Below are 17,183 nucleotides of genomic sequence, written 5' to 3'. Positions count from 1 at the left end.
TCAGACCTCCACGGAGTCTTCGTCGTCGGGGTCGCCCTCGAAGAAGGTGTGCCCGGCGCCTATCAGCTCCTTGAACTTGTCGTCCTGTTCGTCGGAGATCCGACCGATCTGCGCGCAGGCCCCGACCAGCGCCTCCGCGGTGAGCGTGTCGGCGGCGAGGTCGCGGGCCACGACCAGCCGGCCCTCGTGCCAGAAGCAGCGGATCCACAGGTAGTCGCGGTTGATCTCGTTGACCGCCGTGAGCAGCTTCCTCGACAGCGGCACGTCCTCCAGCACCACGCCGAACACCTGCACCAGCCCCGAGTCGTCCCCGGCCTGACCGGAGGAGACCCAATACAGGGCGCTGCCCTGCCGTACCTGGAAGTCGCCGTCCGAGTCCGGCTCGGCGCGGCCGTCCACCAGGCCGCCGTCCTCCAGGACCCGCGCCACGAAGGCGCGGATCATCTCTACGTTCGCCATGCGCAGACTCTACGAGACCCCTGTCAGCCGGGGGTACGCATACTCAACGCCGCCTCCGGCACCGGCAGGCCGCTGTGGCCGCCGCCGCGGGCCAGGCGGCGGAAGAAGCCGAGCACGCCCGCCACGCCGAACGCCCACGAGGCGCTGTTGTTCTCCGGTTCGTCCTTCACGAACACCGGATGCCGGGCCGGGCCCTCGGAGCGCAGCAGCATGTGGACCGCGACGGCCCGGGCGTCGTCCCAGCGGCCGAGGTCGATCAGCATGTTGCCGATGCCCGCTCCGCCGCAGCACTGGGTCGCGACGCTGACGCGGGGCAGGGACTCCAGGCAGGCGTCGGCGACTCGGTGGGCCTCTTCCCGCGCGCCGACCATGAAGAGGGTCTGCGCGACACCGGCCAGCCCTTGGCACCACGACACGGCCAACGGGGCGGCGAAGCGCGTGAGGGCTCGCGGGATCATCTCCTCGGCGCGGGTCCGCAGGACCGCGGTCCGTTCCTCGGCCGCGGTCAGCAGCGCCGGGTCCGCGAGCCGGCCGCCGACGATGTGGAGCATCTCGACGGTTCCCGCGAGCCCGTGGGCGCGGCCCACGGAGGGGTCCACGCCGGCGGTCGCCGGCAGGTTCGTCGGCACCGACTCCGCGTTCGGCAGCGGCGCGCCGAGGACGAACCCGGCGCCGCGGCGGACGGCGTCCAGGTGACCGCGACCCGGTTCGAACTCCTCCAGCAGCAGGTGCCCCATCGCGACGCCCGACGCGCCGACGATCAGGTCGTCGAGGGTCGGGGCCCAGTCGGCGGCGGGGATGAACGCCCCCTGATAAGCCGGGTCGCGGAACCCCTCGGCGGCCGCTCGCGCGAGGAACACGTCGACACCGGTCCGCCCGACCATCAAGCCCGGCGACAGGTCCACCGAGTCCACGGCGCGCACCGTGAACGGCACGAGTTCGGCGAGAACGTCCGCGACGCCCGGCGCGTCCAGGTGTTCGAGCAGCTCCAGCCCGATCCCCGCCGCGCCGGAGTAGACGCCGGCGTCGTGCGCGACCGACTGGCCGGACGAGGACTTCAGCACGCGACGGGACTGGTCGAGCAGGTCTCCGAGCAGGTTGTCGGCGATCTCGGCGGCCAGGGTGTCGGTGACCTCCGGCTGTCGCGGAAGCGGTGCGGCCGACACGCGCGGGACGGCCGCGTGGTCCTGACCGGACGCCAACCGCCGGGCGGCCCGCAGCACCGTGTCCTCGTCCGCGTCCAGCAGATCGGCGATCACCCCGATCATCCCGGTCGGCGCGTCGCCGAAGTCCCGGCGGATGGTCTGCAGGGCCCGTTCCCGCGGCGCCTCCCAGTCCTCGCCCACCGACACGGGGGCCAGGCCGTAGGCCGCGAACATCAGGGTCATGCCCAGAGCGGCGAAGTCGTCGGCCGGGCGCGGGTCCTCGCCGCGCAACTGCCGGGCCGGGGAGTAGCCGATGGTGGCACCGGGCAGGTGGAGGCCGTCGTACCAGGACAGCCCGAAGTCGACGAGTGTGACGCGGTCGCCGTCGACGATCACGTTCTTCGGGCTCAGGTCGCGGGCGACGACGCCGCGGGCGTGCACGGCGTGCAGGATCCGCGCGAGCCGTCCGCCCAGGCCCGCCAGACTCCGGTCGGCGCCGGCCTCGAGCCCGTACCGTCCGCCGAGCATCACGTCGTCGTCGAGGTTCGCGGGCCCCGCGTCCTCGGTGACCAGATACTCGTCGGCTCCGTAGCGGAAGTGGTCGACGAACCCGGCGACGCCGTCGACGCCGTCCAGCGCCTGGAGCACCCGCCGCTCGTTGCGCAGCCGCATCCGCACGTCGCCCGCGCCGTGCTCGTCGACGAGCGCCCGCGCCTGCTTGACGACGACCCGGCGGCCGTCCCGGCGGTCCACGGCGCGGTAGGTGTCGCCGCGGCCGGATTCGTAGACGCCCGCCACGATCTCGTAGTGGCCGCCGATCACCTTCGGGCCGCCGGTCGCGGCGTTCGCGGCGCCGCCCCGCTCGCCGGTGAACGGGTCGACGACCCAATCGGGCTGGCGGTAGCGCAACGTGGCCAGGGCGCCGAACTCCTCGCCCCCGGGCCCCGGGATGTTGGCGATCAGACGGCCGTAGGCGTCGGTGGTCCAGGGCTTGGTGAAGGGCCCGTAGCGGTAGTAGACCGGCGATCCGGGCCGGACGCGCCGGTCGCTGAGCACCCGCGGGCCCTCGTGCCCGGCGAGCAGCTCGGCCAGGCGGACGCCGAGGTCGCGGACCTGGTCGGCGGCGGGGTAGATGGTGAAGGCCTTGCCGACGGTCGCCGGGCTGTGGACGCCGTCGTTCAGCCGTTCCAGCACCGCCACGGACTTCGCCAGTTTGAACGTGCAGCCCTCGGCGAGCAGCACCGGCACCAGTTTACCGATCAGATCCGTAAGGGTCGCCGCTCGCGACGAGACATGCAGCTTCCAACCGTGCTGCTGCAGCCGCGCCCCCTCGGGGGCGACGCGCAGCCATGTCGCGTCGGTCGCGGTGCGGAAGACCGTCCCGGCGCTCCCTCGGACGAGACGCTCGACCAGCTCCGGAATCTCTTCACCAGCCATGCCGATCACCTCTCTGCCGTACGGAACGCCGGGACTCAATCATCTGTCACACTGGGAAATACCGGGTTTGAGCTGGGCCTCAGCCGGTAACCGAGCGGGTGGCGATGTCGCTATAGCTGTTGTTGACGCAGCAGCCCCAGCAACGGGTCAGAGCCAGCTTGTCGTCGAGGCCGGCCTCGAAGTCGACGTCGAGCTCGATCTCCTCGACGTCCGCCTCGCGCGGCTCCAGCTCCAGCAGTGCGGTCATGGTGCTCCCCTCCGGCCGGATCGCGGCCTTGTTAGGAGTCTGACTTAGGGACATTTCCTGTCTAGCAACGAGAAGAACGCACGGCAACGGCTGGACGTGCGGCGCGGCAGCTGATATGGAGTTATATCAGTTGCTTGATAATGAGCGCGTCTCGAACTGCGAGCACCCCTTACACGTCCGGTTTCGTCCGGTCACCGAAAATTCCGCGGGCCGACGGCGGTCCCCGGGCGTGTCGTCGAACTCTTCGAAGGCCGTGCGCCGGTGAAATGTGCCTACGATGGCGACATGTGCCCAATGCGCGGAAACCACCGGACCGAAGCCTGGGAAGGCGTCGTCGTCGACAAGTCCCGCGGGATGACGGACGGCCCGGCCATGGACCACCACCTGGAGATCCGGCTCCCGGACGGCTCGACGAAGCGGGTCCGGGTCGGCGGCGACTTCTGGAAGTCCGTCGGAAAGGGCGACGCCGTCATCAAGACGGCCGGCGGCGAGCCGGCCAGGAAGTGAGCCTCACGCCGCCTTGGCGACGGTGAGGACGAAGACGGCGTCGTCGAGGGCTTCGACGCGGTGCCGGGCGGACGGCGCGATGAGCAGGTCGCCGGGCATGCCGTCCCAGGAGGCGTCGCCGGCGTGCAGCCGGATCCGGCCCTGCAGGACCACCAGCGTCGCCTCGCCCGGGTTGTCGTGCTCGGCGAGCTCGGTCCCGGCGCGCAGGGCGATCAGGGTCTGGCGCAGCACGTGCTCATGGCCGCCGTAGACGGTCTCCGAGCTGCGGCCGGTGGAGGCCGCCGCGGCGCGCTCCAGGTGCTGGCGGGCGAGGGCGTCGAGCGAGAGCTTCTGCATGGATTTCCTCCGCCGTCCGGGTCGCGATCCGAATGATCAACCACGCTACCCGAGCCTGCCGAGGTCATGCATGACGAGCGCGCCCGAGGGCTATCATCGTTCGTACTCGCGCTCGACCAGGAGGAACCCCGGGAGGATCCCATGGTGTCGCCACCCGAGCCGGTCCTCGACGCCGAGGTGCTGGTCGTGGGCGCGGGGCCGGTCGGCTGCTGGCTGGCCGCCGAGCTGTGCGCGGCCGGGGTGCGCGTCCTGGTGACCGAGGCGCGCCGGAGCCGGGCCGCCTGGTCGCGGGGCTTCGTGGTGCACCCCCGGACCCTGGAGATCTTCGCCTCGCGGGGCGCCGCCGCACCCCTGCTGGCGACCGGCCGCCGCGTGCCGACCTGGCACTTCGCCATGGGCGCGAGCCGGCTGGACTTCACCGCGCTGCCCACCTCGTTCCCCTTCGTCCTGCTCCAGCCGCAGGCCCACACAGAGCACCTGCTGGAGGAGCACCTGAACCGGCTCGGCGGCACCGTGGCGCGCGGGCAGCGCGTGGTCGGGCTGGAGCAGCACGCCGACCGGGTGACGGCGCAGGTGCGCGGAGACGGCGGGGAGCGCACGGTCAGCGCCCGCTTCGTCGTGGGCTGCGACGGGGCGCACAGCACCGTGCGGGAGGCCGCGGGCATCGGGTTCACCGGCGACCCGGACACCATGGTCTGCCCGACGGCGCTGGTCGAGCTGGCCGATCCCCCGCCGCCGGAGCGGTACGTGCAGACCGGCGAGCGGGGCGTGTTCTTCGCCATCCCGCTGCCCGACGGGCGGTTCGTCGTCTCGACGGTGGACCACGCGGTGATGCACGACGTGTCGGCCGTGTGGACGGCCGACACGGTGCGGGCCTCGCTGCTGCGGGTCGCCGGGAGCGACTTCGGGATGGGTGCGGCCGAACGGGTGTCGTCGATCGGCAACTCGGCGAAGCAGGCGGAGCGGTACCGCGACGGCCGGGTGCTGCTCGCGGGCGACGCGGCGCACGTGCACTTCCCGATGGGCGGCCAGGGCATGAACCTGGGCATCCAGGACGCGCACAACCTGGCATGGCGGCTGGCGGGGGCGGTGCGGGCCGAGCGGGGCGGGGCGACCGGCTTCGAGGGGTTCGACGGCTTCGAGGGGTTCGAGGGGGCCGGGGCGTTCGAGACCGCCGACGCGCTGCTGGACGGCTACGAGGCGGAGCGGCGGCCGGCCGGGGAGCGCGTGCTGGAGGACGTGCGCGCGCAGATGGGGCTGGTCGCGGCGACCGGGGCGGACGGGGTCGCGCTGCGGTCCCGCTTCGAGGCGGTGCTGGGCGAGCATCCGCAGGTCAACCTGCAGTACGCGCGCCGCCTGTCGGGGATCGACGTGCGGTATCCGACGGCCTCGGGCGACGACGGACGGCTGGGACGGCGCGTCCCCGACCTGGTCCTGGAAAGCGCCGACGGGACGTCCCGCCAGCTCTACGACCTGCTGCGGGAGGCCGGAGCCGGACAGTTCGCGCGGGTGCGCGCCCCGCGCGTCACCGGTCCGGAGTGGGCGCTGCGGGAGGGCTGGGGCGCGGCGGGCTCGCTCCTGATCCGTCCGGACGGCCACGTCGCGGGGATCCAGGGCGAGTGAGCCCGTTCCCCCCGGCGACGCCGGTTTGCTCGGATATGATGAAGATCGCATCTTGGGGCCCCACTACGGTTCTAAAGGACCGCTCACACCGTGTATGACCCGGACGCAGGGAGCAGGCACATTCGATGACGAGTGCGGCACGGCACCAGGCCGGCGCGGACCACCGTGGAGGGCCGCAGACCGGCGAACGCCCGGCGCGAGCGGAGGAGCCGGGGCCCGACGCCGTCGCCGCCGACTCCGAGGCGGAGCCGGCCGCCGACTCCGTCACCGGTCCCGCCGCCGACCCGGACGATGTCGCCGACCGGCCGATCGACGAGGCCGAGCTCGACCGCATCTGCCTGCACAACCTGCTCTCGGCCTGCGCCGACATGATCTACTTCAAAGACCGCCGCTCCCGCTTCCTGCGCGTCAGCGACAGCGCCGCGGCCTTCACCGGCACCGAACCGTCCGCCATGATCGGCAAGACGGTCCGCGACTACTTCACGTCCGAGCACGCCGCCGCGGCCTTCGCCACCGAGCGGGAGATCATGGCCACCGGCCGGGCGGTTCACGACGTCGAGGAGCCGCACCTGCGCTTCCACACCGACGCCGACGAGACGCTCAGCGCCAGCAAGCAGCCGCTGCGGGACTTCGACGGCCGCATCATCGGCACCTTCGGCATCAGCCGCGACATCACCGCGCGGAAGGTCGCCGAGCGCCAGCTGATCACCCGTACGGCCGAGCTCGACCGGCTGGGCCGCGAGCTCAAGACGCTGATCGACACCAGCCCGGACCTGATGACCCGCTACGACCGGCAGCTCCGGTGCACGTACGCGAACCCCGCGGCCCGGGCCATCGCCGGCCTCACCGAGGCCGACATGCTGGGCCGCACCACCCGTGAGCGCGGCTACGCCGAGGAGTTCCTCGGCGGCTGGGAGGAGACCCTGCGCGAGGTCCTGGCGACCGGGCAGTGCACGGAGCGCGAGTTCGGCGTCACGGTCAACAAGGAGTTCCGCTACCTGCACACCCGCTTCGTCCCCGAACTCGACGCCGACGGCTCGGTGACGAGCATCCTGGCGGTCAGCCGCGACCTGACCGAGCGCCGCCGGATCGAGGAGGCGCTGGCCGAGCAGGCCGTCCGCGACCCGCTGACCGGCCTGGCCAACCGCACGCTGCTGGTGAGCCGGATCGCGCAGGCGATCGAGCTGGGCGGCGCGGAGCGCGGCGGGCTGGCCGTGCTGTTCCTGGACCTGGACCGGTTCAAGCTGGTCAACGACAGCCTGGGCCACGCCGCCGGCGACGAGCTGCTGGTGGCGGTGGCCGACCGGCTGCGGCTGGCGGTGCGGCGCGGCGACCTGGTGGCCCGGTTCGGCGGCGACGAGTTCGTGGTGCTGTGCGAGGAGGTCCAGGGCTACGCCGAGGCCGCCGCGATCGCCGAACGCCTCATCGAGTCCCTGGTGCGGCCCTTCCGCTGCGCCGGCCAGGCGATGCACGTCCGCGCGAGCGTGGGCATCGCCCTGGCCGACGGCCCGGCGACGACCGTGGACGCCCTGCTGCGCGACGCGGACGCGGCGATGTACCAGGCCAAGGCCAAGGCCGGCGGCGCGGTGGCCGGCGGCTACCGCTTCTTCGAGCCGGCGACGCACGAGGCCGCCGTCCAGCGCATGAACCTGGAGCAGGACCTGCGCCGCGCGGTGGACGAGAACGAGTTCGTGCTCGTCTACCAGCCGATCGTCGACCTCAGCGACGGCCAGCTGGTCGGCGCCGAGGCCCTGATCCGCTGGCGCCACCCCGAGCGCGGCCTGCTGACCCCGGCCGAGTTCCTCGAAGTGGCCGAGGAGACCCACCTGATCGTCCCGATCGGCCGCTGGGTCCTGGCCGAGGCCTGCCGCCAGCTCGCCGCCTGGAACGCCGCCCACCCCGCCGGCGACGGCGCCGACCTGCTGACCCTCGCGGTGAACCTGTCCAACCGCCAGCTGTCCCACGACCCGGACCTGGTCCCCGCGATCACGAAGACCCTGGCCCGGCACGGCGTCCCCCCGGGCCAGATCTGCCTGGAGGTCACCGAGACGGCGGTCCACGAGGCCTCCGTATCGGCCCGCTCGGCCTTGGCCGCGTTCTCCGCCGCCGGCATCATGATCGCCCTGGACGACTACGGGACGGGCTACTCGTCCCTCGGCCACCTGCGCGACATCCCGGTCGACGCGCTGAAGATCGACCGCACCTTCGTCGACGGTCTGATGCGCGACCGCGGCGACGAGGCGATCGTGGTCGCGGTCATCACCCTGGCCCACGCGCTGGGGATGCACGTGATCGCCGAAGGCGTCGGAAGCAAGCAGCAGCAAGAGCGGCTGCGGGATCTGGGATGCGACTTCGCGCAGGGGCACCTGTTCGCCGCGGCGTTGAGTGCGGAGGAGTTCGGGAAGCTGCTGCATGGCGAGGTCGGGGCCGGCACCGAGGTGGGCGCCGGGTCTGTGCGAGGGTAAGCCAAATCCTCGCTGACGTTCGCCATCACAGCATGCTCGTCCACGACGGTAGCGAGGGACGTCACCTACTACACGGTAGCCATCGGGGGATCGCGTTCGACCACGTCGAGACATCGGCACCCACTGCAAGTGCGTCCCGCTGCTCCCTTCATCGAAACCTGCGAAAAATCACTGAGCCCTACTGAACCGCCCGCGGTCGCCAAGGCCATGGGCTCGCGCTGCGCGCCCCGAACGACGGCCATCGACCAGGACAGACATTGCCTGACGAGTTACCCAGGGATGCCATCTTCCCCAGCCAGCCGAACTGCTACATGGTCAATGATCGACTGTCCCCCATCGCTTCGGCCCGACGGTTGAAGCGCCTCCTCATCCGCGCCGTCCGGGTCTGGCTGGCCCCGTGGATCGCGTTACAGCGCTGATAGCAAGCATGGTCGCCCGAGCCCCTACACCAGACTTCCAAGACCGACCACCGCGAGCGCAGCGACGGTGCCTCAGATCCGCCCGATACTCGCTGATATTGCCATCACCATTGCCGTCGATCATCTTGGCTCTCCATTCTTTCGGGGCGCCAATTTTCGTACACCTTTCACTTCTTGCGATGAGAAGCTGCATCCATCACTAAACAATTAGCCCCAGTGTGACACCTTCGCATATGCAGTCAAATTTAGGGCCCCATACTTGGCAAATAATCACACCGGCTAGTATGGCTGAAAGCTCGGACGGCGCCCGCTAAGCGCCTCAGGAAAAACAGGCACAGTCAACGCCCTCGTCATTACTTTCGAGAGGAAGCTAGTGATTCCACCGGAATACTCGAACCATCGATCATCGCGAGCAGCGTTGACGGCAATTACCCAATCATCAGGGTCTATCGACCTTTCGCGCACCCAGTAAATGATATCGCCGTTATCCGTTCGACCGCACGAGAGCAGCGAAGCATCGCCCTCTATATCATACGGGACAACTTCTCCACGATCTCGCAAATACTTCAGAGCATCAAGGTTGACGGAAACCTGTCCGACAAGATCGAGGGCTGGGTACTGACCATCGACCTGGAATACATGGATGAACCCCCAGAACGAGCCTGGCCCGTAGGTCTCAACCAACTCTTTATAGTCTCGAGGGAGTGCGCTACCCAGCATAGCCTCCACCTCATCCCACGGGACAGCGGGGCGCTGCCCCTCGGGAGGCGAAACGGTGGCACCCAACTCGTCAATACTCACCACAAACCTCAGACTTCTACTTGTTGATGACCGAAACTGCCAGCTGGAATCCACCATCCCCATAGGCCTCCATTGTGATGCCAATAGGGCGCAGCTGTTGAACCGTAGGATTCGCGATTCCAGTCAAATCTTGATAGATCGGCTTCACCGTGTACTGAACATTCTCGTTTCGAGATTCTACAGCATCTCTGATCTGCCCTTCAAGGTCACGCATAACAGGAGAATTGACTGGATTCTGTATAAGTGGAACCAGATTTTCTTCGATATCACCAGAGCCTCCCAGCAGTCCCGCCAGGAGGTGCCCTCGGGCGTCGCCGTTCTGGCCACCCAAGAATCCAACGGGGTTGACGTTCGAGTTGGCTTCCGTTCCCTTCTTTAACATATCCTTGTTGATCATCCCGGCTACGCCGGTAGCCCTGCCCCATTCATCCAACGGTCCATATTGGACACGGCCGCCCCATGTCGCATCCTCAATCCAAGGGAGCGACGCATCAAAACTAAGCTCTTGCTTGGGCACCCGGCTTCCGAGGCCGAGGGTACCCACTGCCATCGCAAGGCTCTGTCGACAGCTTTCCGGCCAATCCCCATCGCCTGCGTGTTGACAATCAGGTCCGCCGACAGATTCGAATAGCGCGTTGCCGACTCCATCCCAGAACTGGCTCCAAGATGATTTGTGCTGAACAATCATTACTCCGCGAGACGACCCATCATCGTTCGAGTAAGTCGTTATGTCGAGCCCCATCCTCTTGCCGAGGCTCTTTGCCGTCATGGGCTTTTTGGGAGTCGGGTCCTCTTTGCAGGATCCGTCACCATTGGTCGCGAACGGACATCCCGAACCGTTTCCTTCGCTGCCTCCACCGTCACCATATATGGGAGCCTTCATGCCGCTTAGACCACTCGGATCGACCTTGTTAGTCGGGTCATTGCTGGCATACGAGTAGCCCCCGATGGCTTGCGGATCGTTGGGCTGGAAAATCGGATCCGCAGAAATGAACCGTCCTGCGATCGGGTCGTATTTGCGTGCCCCGACATCGACGAGGCCGGTGGAAGTGTCGGTGGTCTTGCCGAGGAAGGTGTGGTCGTCAGGGAAGGCCTGGTTCCACGGGGTCCCGGTTGCCGCGGCCGTCCGGGGTGTGTTGAACGGCGTGTACGCCCGCCGCGCAGTCACGGCGCTGGCCGCGCCATTGGGGCTGGCGGCGATGGTGACGCTGCTGGTTCCCTGCAGGTTGCCAGCCTCGTATGTGAGAGTCGGGTTGGTGCCGCCGCTTTCGATCACGGTCGGGGCGCCGCTGAAGCTGAAGTAGCGGTTGCCGGTGATGGTGTTGTTCTGGGTGTTGAGATGGATCTCGGCTGTGCCGAGGTACAGGCTCGTCGTGTTCGTGGCCGGGTCGCGGCGGATGAGCTGGGCGCCGGACGCGTCGTAGACGAACGACGTCTTGACCGTTCCGCCGCCCGGGGCGGTGGTCTCGTTGTCGAGGCGTCCCTCGGCGTTCCAGTTCAGGCCGTCGGTGCCTGAGGGAGACGGGCGCGAAGTGGTGTTGCCCGCCGGGTCGTAGCCGTAGGTGGTCGCGGGTGCGCTGTTCACCTGGCGTGAGGTCAGGGTGTAGGGCTGTGCGGCGTTTTCGTACTTGAAGTTGGTTGTGGTGTCTTTGGATGTGGTGCCAGCCGGGTCATAGTCGTTCTCAACCTGCCGGTTGCCGGTGGCGTTGTCATAGCTGAAGGTCTGCCAGTACGGCGCCGGGCCCGAGTTGACCTCGGCGGTGGCCGCGGCGCGGTTGTTCGAATTGGGCGTGGCGGTGGTGCAGGAGCCGAGGTCTCCGTTGAGGGGTGCGTCCGGGGGGACGGCCGTGTTGGAGCCCCCGACAGTGCCCAGGGTGACGTGGCCGAAGAGGGAGTGGTCCGGGACGGTGGAGTCGGTGCGGGCGGAGAGCAGGCGGGCGGCGTAGTCGTAGGCATAGCACTGGGTGTCGATGGCTAGGCTGGTGCTGACGATGCCGTTGCCGCCGGTCGACGTCGCGGTGGCCTGTTCGTCGATGGCCGCGGTGATCTTGCCGGCCTGGTCGTAGAGGTAGGCCGTGGTGTCGACGGGCCGGTTCCAAGCCAGCTGGGAAAGGGTGGTGTTGGCGATGCGGCGGGTGGCGGCGTCGTAGACGGTGTCCGAGACGACCTGGCTCGGGTAGTCGCCCATGATCCGGCGCTGGATCTCGCCGAAGGGGGTGTATCCGGAGTCGGAGAGCAGGTCGCCGAAGTTGTCGCCGGCCATGGTGAGCAGGCCGTTGGGGCTGTAGCCGTTGGTCACGGTGTCGGCGGCGAGGCCGCCGGTGGCCGCGTTGCCGACCGCCGGCAGGACTGTGTGGTCCAACAGGCCGGTGAGCGGCGTGTACACGTTCGTGCTCTTGTACGTCCCTGCCAGAGCGCCGTTGCCATCGCCGTTCGGGATACTCACCTGCGAGGTCAGCGGCCGGTACGCCAGGTCGACGGAGGTGGTGGCCTCAGTGTAGGCCGGCCCCGCCTGTCCGTTGCTGTACCGGGTCGAGGACGTGGCCTGTCCCTTGACGCCGAACGTGGTGCCGTTGTCGAGGGAGTCGTAGGTGAACGTGCTCTGCAGCTTCGTCGGGTCCAGGCTTGCGGGGTTGTACTGGTTGTACTCCCCCGTCTTCCGTCCGAGCGAGTCATAGACGGTGTGCAGCGCGCCGGCGGCTCCGCGGGCGTCCTGGGTGTCCGTCACCCGGCCGTCGGCGTCGTACAGGAATGTACTGGTGCCGGAGTCCGGATCCGTGAAGCTGGTCTTGCGGCCGAGCAGGTCGTAGACAGTGCTCCACTGGTGGTTGGCGGCGTCGGTGACCAGGTTCTGCCGCCCGGCCGCGTCGTAGCCGTACTTGACGATGTCGACCTGGAGCGGGTCAGTGGTCCCGAACGGCACCGACGCCGTGGCGTGGTACGTGTACAGCTGCTCGGCGTGCCCGCGCGCATCGGTGATCGTCGAGGTCGCCGTGCCGCCGGCCGGCGGGGTCACATCAATCCGGTCGGCGCCGTGGTAGTCGGTGTGCGTCTTCCACAGGACAGCCGCCTGCGACAGCGACACCGCGTCGGTGGTCCGGCCGAGCCCGTCGTACAAGGTCTGTGCCTGCTGATACCACACAGTCTGCGCGTTGGCCGTCGGCACGTAGTACTGACCGGTCGGCACGGTCGCGGAGTCGTACTGCGGTCCGGAGACCGTGTCGACCCGGCCGAGAGTGTCATAAACCGTATCGGTGACGACCCGACCGGAGTCTCCGGAAATCGGCACGGTCTGCGCCTGTCGTGTCCGGCCGAGAGAATCCAGCAGGGTGAGCGAAGGAGCGTACGTTCCATCCTCACGCAGCTTGTCGGTCTCGACCACCGATGGGTTGATCGTGTTAGTGGACAGCCCGGCCGGCTGGCCGCTGACCGTGTAGGAGTACTTTGCCGACGGCTGGTTCAGGTAGGTCGCAGCGCCGTTGTAGGTGCTGTTGTAGACGCTCTTGGGGTGGTCCGGCGCCCACCCGGCGAGCGTGCGCCCCAGATCGTCGTACTCGATGTGAGTGACCCGGTTGTTGGCGTCAGTGACGTCGGTCGCCTCGCCCCGCAGGTTGTACGCCGTGGTCGAGGTGAAACCGGGCACTGCCTTCGTGATCCGCGTCGCAGTGCCGAAAGTATCGGTGACACCGGGCCCGGTGACCGTGGTCGACGTCGGCTGCGTGCCGTTGACCGGGTTGTACGCGGTGCTGGTCACGTTCCCCAGCGCGTCGGTCGCGGTCAGGACGCGGCCGTATCGGTCGAAGGTGGCGCTCCCCTGCTTGGTCATCGTGCCGGGCGTTCCTGCCGCCCCGACCAGCGCATCAGTCTCGACCACGTCACCGACGCCGACCGCATCCGTGTGCGTCGACCCCACGGTGTAGTTGGCGTCGTACCAGGACAACGTTCCTGACACCACAGTCCCGCCGCCGGCCGTGCCGGCCGGGAACGCCCCCGAGTACACCGGACCTGCCGTGGACAAGCAGGGACCCGTGGTCACCGTGGAGGAGTCGGCGTACTCCAGGTAGATCCGCAGCTGCGATGGCGTTCCCTGCGCGTACCCGGTGCTGGTGCACAGTTCCGGATCGTTGGAGTCCGCCGGAGTCGGGGCCAGCGTGTCGACGTAGGCGATCCGCCCACCGTTGGCCTGATCGTGGAAGTACTCGGTCGTCGTCACCCGCTGCGCCCCGCCGCCCGCCGCCAACGGCACGGACGCGACCGTGATTGCGGTGCCCGTCTGCCGGGAGCGATACGTCGGCAGCGGCGCGGTCCGCGTGTGGCTGGCGATCGGGTCCGACTTCCACGGCCGGCTCACGCTGTCGCTGTACAGCGTCGGGGTGGTCACCGAGTTGTCGGGCATCTGGAACGTCTTGGTCTCCAGCAGGGTCCCCGCGAAGATCACGTCGTCCTGCGTCGAGCCGCCCTGACCGTCGCTTATGGAGATGTTCGGGCAGTCGACGGCCGGATCGACCCCGGTGCCGTTGCAGCCCCCGGCCCCGCCGGAGTTGAACGCGACCAAGTCCATGTCCTGGTCCATGCCGCGCAGATAGGTGCTCACGGTCTGGGTCTGCGGGTGGCCCTTGTCCTGCGTCAGAGAGTACGGCTCACCGTTGGTCGTGGTGATCGTCCCGAAGCCCTGGTACTGGTCGTAGACCCGGTAGTGGTTGTCGGCGACCAGCTCGGAGTCGTTCGAGTGCCATGCCGCACCGCTTGCGTCGTAGTTGTACGAGGTCAGCACATGGCTGTGGGCCGAGGACGACTCATCGGTGACCTTGACCGAGGTGACCACGTACTTGTGGAACCAGTCGGTGATCGGCGCGGTGAAGGTCGGCGGCGTCCAGTACTCCGGGAAGCACAGCTGATGGTTGTGCCAGTCCGCCGGCACCGCGGGCGTCTGCGACGTCGGCGGCATCGTGCAGCCCAGGGACGCGAAGTTCGCCGGGTCGTCGTAGGTGATCGCGATCTGCGCGCCGAGCTCGGTGTAGATGTCGCCGATCCGCTCGCGGGGGTACGTGCTCAGCGACGTGATCACGGTGCCGTTGGCGTCCTTCACCCCCGGTACCCGGTTCACCATGCCGACACTGGTACCGGTGAACTGCACATCCGGTGTGGACAACTGGCCCGCGGCGCCGGTGTTCGCCGGACAGATGCCGCCGGTGGCCGTGGTGGCCGCCGACGCCGCGCAGTGCCGGATCGCCTGCAGCCACAACGGCGACTTCACCGTGGTGGCGTTGTCTTTCAGATCATGGAACTGATAGAAGAGGTCATAGTGGTCCACCTTGTTCGGCGTGCTGCCGACGGTAGTGTAGGTGTCGATCGATCCCAGGCGGTAGCGCGTCCAGAACGCCGGGTTCGTCGTGTTCGAGACCGAGGACAAGTCGGTCGGCGTGTCGTTGAAGCCGGTCAGGTACGACGACGACGTCGAGCAGTTCGGCGCTCCGGCCCCCGCGTTCGTGGAGTACGGAGTCGTCTGGCCGTTCGGCAGCACCGGGTCCACACACCGCGACAGCGGGTTGAACACCGCCTTCGCGCCCGGAATGTGTCCTGCGACCACATCAGCGGTCTGCCAGCTGTAGTCGATCTCCTTCAGCGTGGTCGCGCGCGTGTAGTTCGCCGGCAGGTATGTGGACGCGTTGGTGTACCAGTGCTGGTAGCTGGTGTCGCCCTCCCGCGAGTACAGGTACTTGGTCACGTCGCCGTGCGGATCGACGACATAGTCCAGTTGCCAGCGATACGTGGTGCGGCACGCCGTGATGCCGGCCGCGGTGCTGATCGTGTTGGGGTCACCGCAGGCGGAGTTGTTCGGGTTGTTGAAGATCGGCTCGAGGTCTTCGCTCTGGGTCGGGGTGTCGGTCCCCCACGTCCCTCCGTTGAGCTCGGCCGGGAGCTGGTCCGCGCCGAAGTAGGCCACCGAGCCGTCCGGTGTCTGCACCCGGAAGTACTCGCCGCGCCACACCGGGTCCGCCGTCGCCGACGGCGAACCGGTCAGCAGCATGACCCGGGTGCCGTCGTCGTGCTGCGTCTTGAACGTGGTGCCGGAGCTGTCGCTGTCGTCGGCGATCAACACGTTGCCGTGGCCGTTGAACGAGATCGAGAACGCCGGCAGCAGCTTTCCGGAGGCGTCGCGGGCGAAGCAGTTGTCCGTGGAGTTCGCGAACGCCGTCGGCTTGGCCTTGGAACACGGGACCGTCGCCCGCTCGATGAACCCGGGGTTGTAGTCCCAGCCGTCGCCGACCCACGACGGCTGGGAGTTCTCCACCGCCGTCTTGCCGTCGATCGACCCGGAGTCATACGCCAGCGCCACCGAGGGCGCCGCGCCGCCCAGGGCGGCCGGCATCGCGATCGGGTACGAGTACGTGAACGAACCGCTGTTGCCGCCCGTACCCCAGTTGTTCGACGCTGAAAGGCTCGTCGCCGCGTACGAACCGGTCCCCGACGAGCTCGTCGTCGACGAGGTGGCGGCCAGCACCAGCTTCGGAGCCGAAGCCGTCTTGGTGCCGCCGCCGGCCGCCTTGCCGTCCGTCACGGCGGCGGCACCGAGTTCCTGGGGCGAGGCCGTCGCGGCGCCCGGGATGACCACCGTCGACACCAGCCGCCGGCCGCCGCTGTCGTTGGTGAACGCCACCGGGCTCTGCTGGCGGCACTGCGCCAGCTGGGGAGTGGTGAGCGCGCACGCCGGCATCGCCACCAGCTTCAGCCGGCCGCCGAAGTCGCCGCCGAAGGCCTGCGCGAACGAGGAGTAGTCCACGGCGACCTGCACGCTGGCCGATGCCGTCTGCCCGTCGGAGCGGGCCACCGACACCAGGGTGCCGTCGACACCGGCCGCGGCCGCCGCCGAATGCGCGGCCACGGACACCGTCACCGGGACCGAACCGCTGGACACCGGCCCCGGCGAGGCGGCCTGACGCCCGCCGAGCACCGCGGCCAGATCCGTCACCCGTGCCGGGCCGACCGAGACGCCGGTGGCGCCGGCCGCGGTCAGCCCGGACGCCGAGTCCGGCCCGGCGGCCCCGGCCTTCGGCGCCCCGGCAGCCGGGCCGGTGGGGGCCGGCACCACAACGTCCACCGTCGCGGGGTTCGGGTAGATCGGGGCCTGGTAAGTCGCTCCCGGGGCGTGCGCGGGGACCGAGACCGGCACCGCCCTCACCGGCGCGCCCGGCACCGAATGCTCAGCCTGGGACATCTTGCCGTTGAGCTTGCCCGCCGGCTTCGGACGCCCCGTCGCCTGCGCGCCGGAGCTCTGAGGGCCGGACAGCACGCCGACGGCGAGCGCCGCCGCCGTCAGGACGGCGGCGAGCCGGCGCGTCGCAGGACGCTGCCGTCCGTGCCGTCCGGAACGACGCGAGGAACTACGCGATCCCACCCCGAAACCCCCAACCGAGCTCACCCGCGGCCGCGCACCGAAGCAATTAGTTCGCGGTTCGTGAAAGAAATAATCGCGGCGCACTCTAGTCACTTCCCGGAGTTTCGCCAAGGGTCGCGATGAGGTTTTATGTCAAGGACTTGAAATCAGAGCAGGGACATTCCTTACATCCGGTGACATCGCAGCTCGACGCGCTGATCACGATCGGAACGAGTCGGCCGTATCATACGCAACGGCGCACCGTGTCATAACTCTTACAAGTGGCCTCGAATTCACTTCGGCATTTACACGGATGTGTTTCCGGCGATAGCCTCCCCGCGCACTCGTCATGGTCCGCGGCAATGC

The 17,183-nt window shown here is 68.7% G+C and carries 9 protein-coding genes; 3 read left to right on the top strand and 6 right to left on the bottom strand.

Annotated features, from left to right (window positions below; all coding sequences use genetic code 11):
• The 3 genes from ABD466_RS34920 to ABD466_RS34910 all read right to left on the bottom strand — a co-directional run bounded on the left by ABD466_RS34920 (position 1) and on the right by ABD466_RS34910 (position 3,288).
• Positions 1-459 (bottom strand): T3SS (YopN, CesT) and YbjN peptide-binding chaperone 1, encoded by a 459-nt coding sequence (locus ABD466_RS34920; RefSeq protein ID WP_344661519.1) that lies wholly within the window; start codon positions 457-459, stop codon positions 1-3.
• 23 nt (positions 460-482) lie between these two features.
• A complete protein-coding gene (locus ABD466_RS34915) occupies positions 483-3,041 on the bottom strand; it encodes a class III lanthionine synthetase LanKC N-terminal domain-containing protein (protein WP_344661518.1) in 2,559 nt (852 codons plus the stop codon).
• Between the two features lie 79 nt (positions 3,042-3,120).
• Positions 3,121-3,288: a hypothetical protein gene (locus tag ABD466_RS34910; protein ID WP_344661517.1), complete on the bottom strand. Its 168-nt coding sequence runs from the start codon at positions 3,286-3,288 to the stop codon at positions 3,121-3,123.
• A gap of 285 nt (positions 3,289-3,573) precedes the next feature.
• Between ABD466_RS34910 and ABD466_RS34905 the strand changes: the two genes are divergently transcribed.
• Positions 3,574-3,795 (top strand): DUF7489 domain-containing protein, encoded by a 222-nt coding sequence (locus ABD466_RS34905; RefSeq protein ID WP_344661516.1) that lies wholly within the window; start codon positions 3,574-3,576, stop codon positions 3,793-3,795.
• A 3-nt stretch (positions 3,796-3,798) separates the two neighbouring features.
• On the opposite strand, the gene ABD466_RS34900 is transcribed toward ABD466_RS34905, so the two are convergent.
• Entirely contained in the window at positions 3,799-4,131 is a 333-nt protein-coding gene (locus ABD466_RS34900; RefSeq protein ID WP_344661515.1) for a cupin domain-containing protein, read from the bottom strand.
• Positions 4,132-4,272: 141 nt separating this feature from the next.
• Between ABD466_RS34900 and ABD466_RS34895 the strand changes: the two genes are divergently transcribed.
• Positions 4,273-5,754 (top strand): FAD-dependent monooxygenase, encoded by a 1,482-nt coding sequence (locus ABD466_RS34895; protein WP_344661514.1) that lies wholly within the window; start codon positions 4,273-4,275, stop codon positions 5,752-5,754.
• A 125-nt stretch (positions 5,755-5,879) separates the two neighbouring features.
• On the top strand, positions 5,880-8,219 hold the full coding sequence (locus ABD466_RS34890) for a putative bifunctional diguanylate cyclase/phosphodiesterase (RefSeq protein ID WP_344661513.1): 2,340 nt from the start codon (positions 5,880-5,882) through the stop codon (positions 8,217-8,219).
• 698 nt (positions 8,220-8,917) lie between these two features.
• Here ABD466_RS34890 and ABD466_RS34885 read toward each other — a convergent pair.
• Positions 8,918-9,439, bottom strand: a complete 522-nt coding sequence (locus ABD466_RS34885; protein ID WP_344661512.1) for an SMI1/KNR4 family protein — start codon at positions 9,437-9,439, stop codon at positions 8,918-8,920.
• 16 nt (positions 9,440-9,455) lie between these two features.
• Positions 9,456-16,838: a DNA/RNA non-specific endonuclease gene (locus ABD466_RS34880; RefSeq protein ID WP_344661511.1), complete on the bottom strand. Its 7,383-nt coding sequence runs from the start codon at positions 16,836-16,838 to the stop codon at positions 9,456-9,458.
• Between the last annotated feature and the right edge of the window lie 345 nt (positions 16,839-17,183).

The organism is Catenulispora subtropica (assembly GCF_039531675.1).
GTDB lineage: Bacteria > Actinomycetota > Actinomycetes > Streptomycetales > Catenulisporaceae > Catenulispora > Catenulispora subtropica.
The sequence above is the reverse complement of the archived record's forward strand: the minus strand, read 5'-3'. Positions and strand labels throughout refer to the sequence as shown.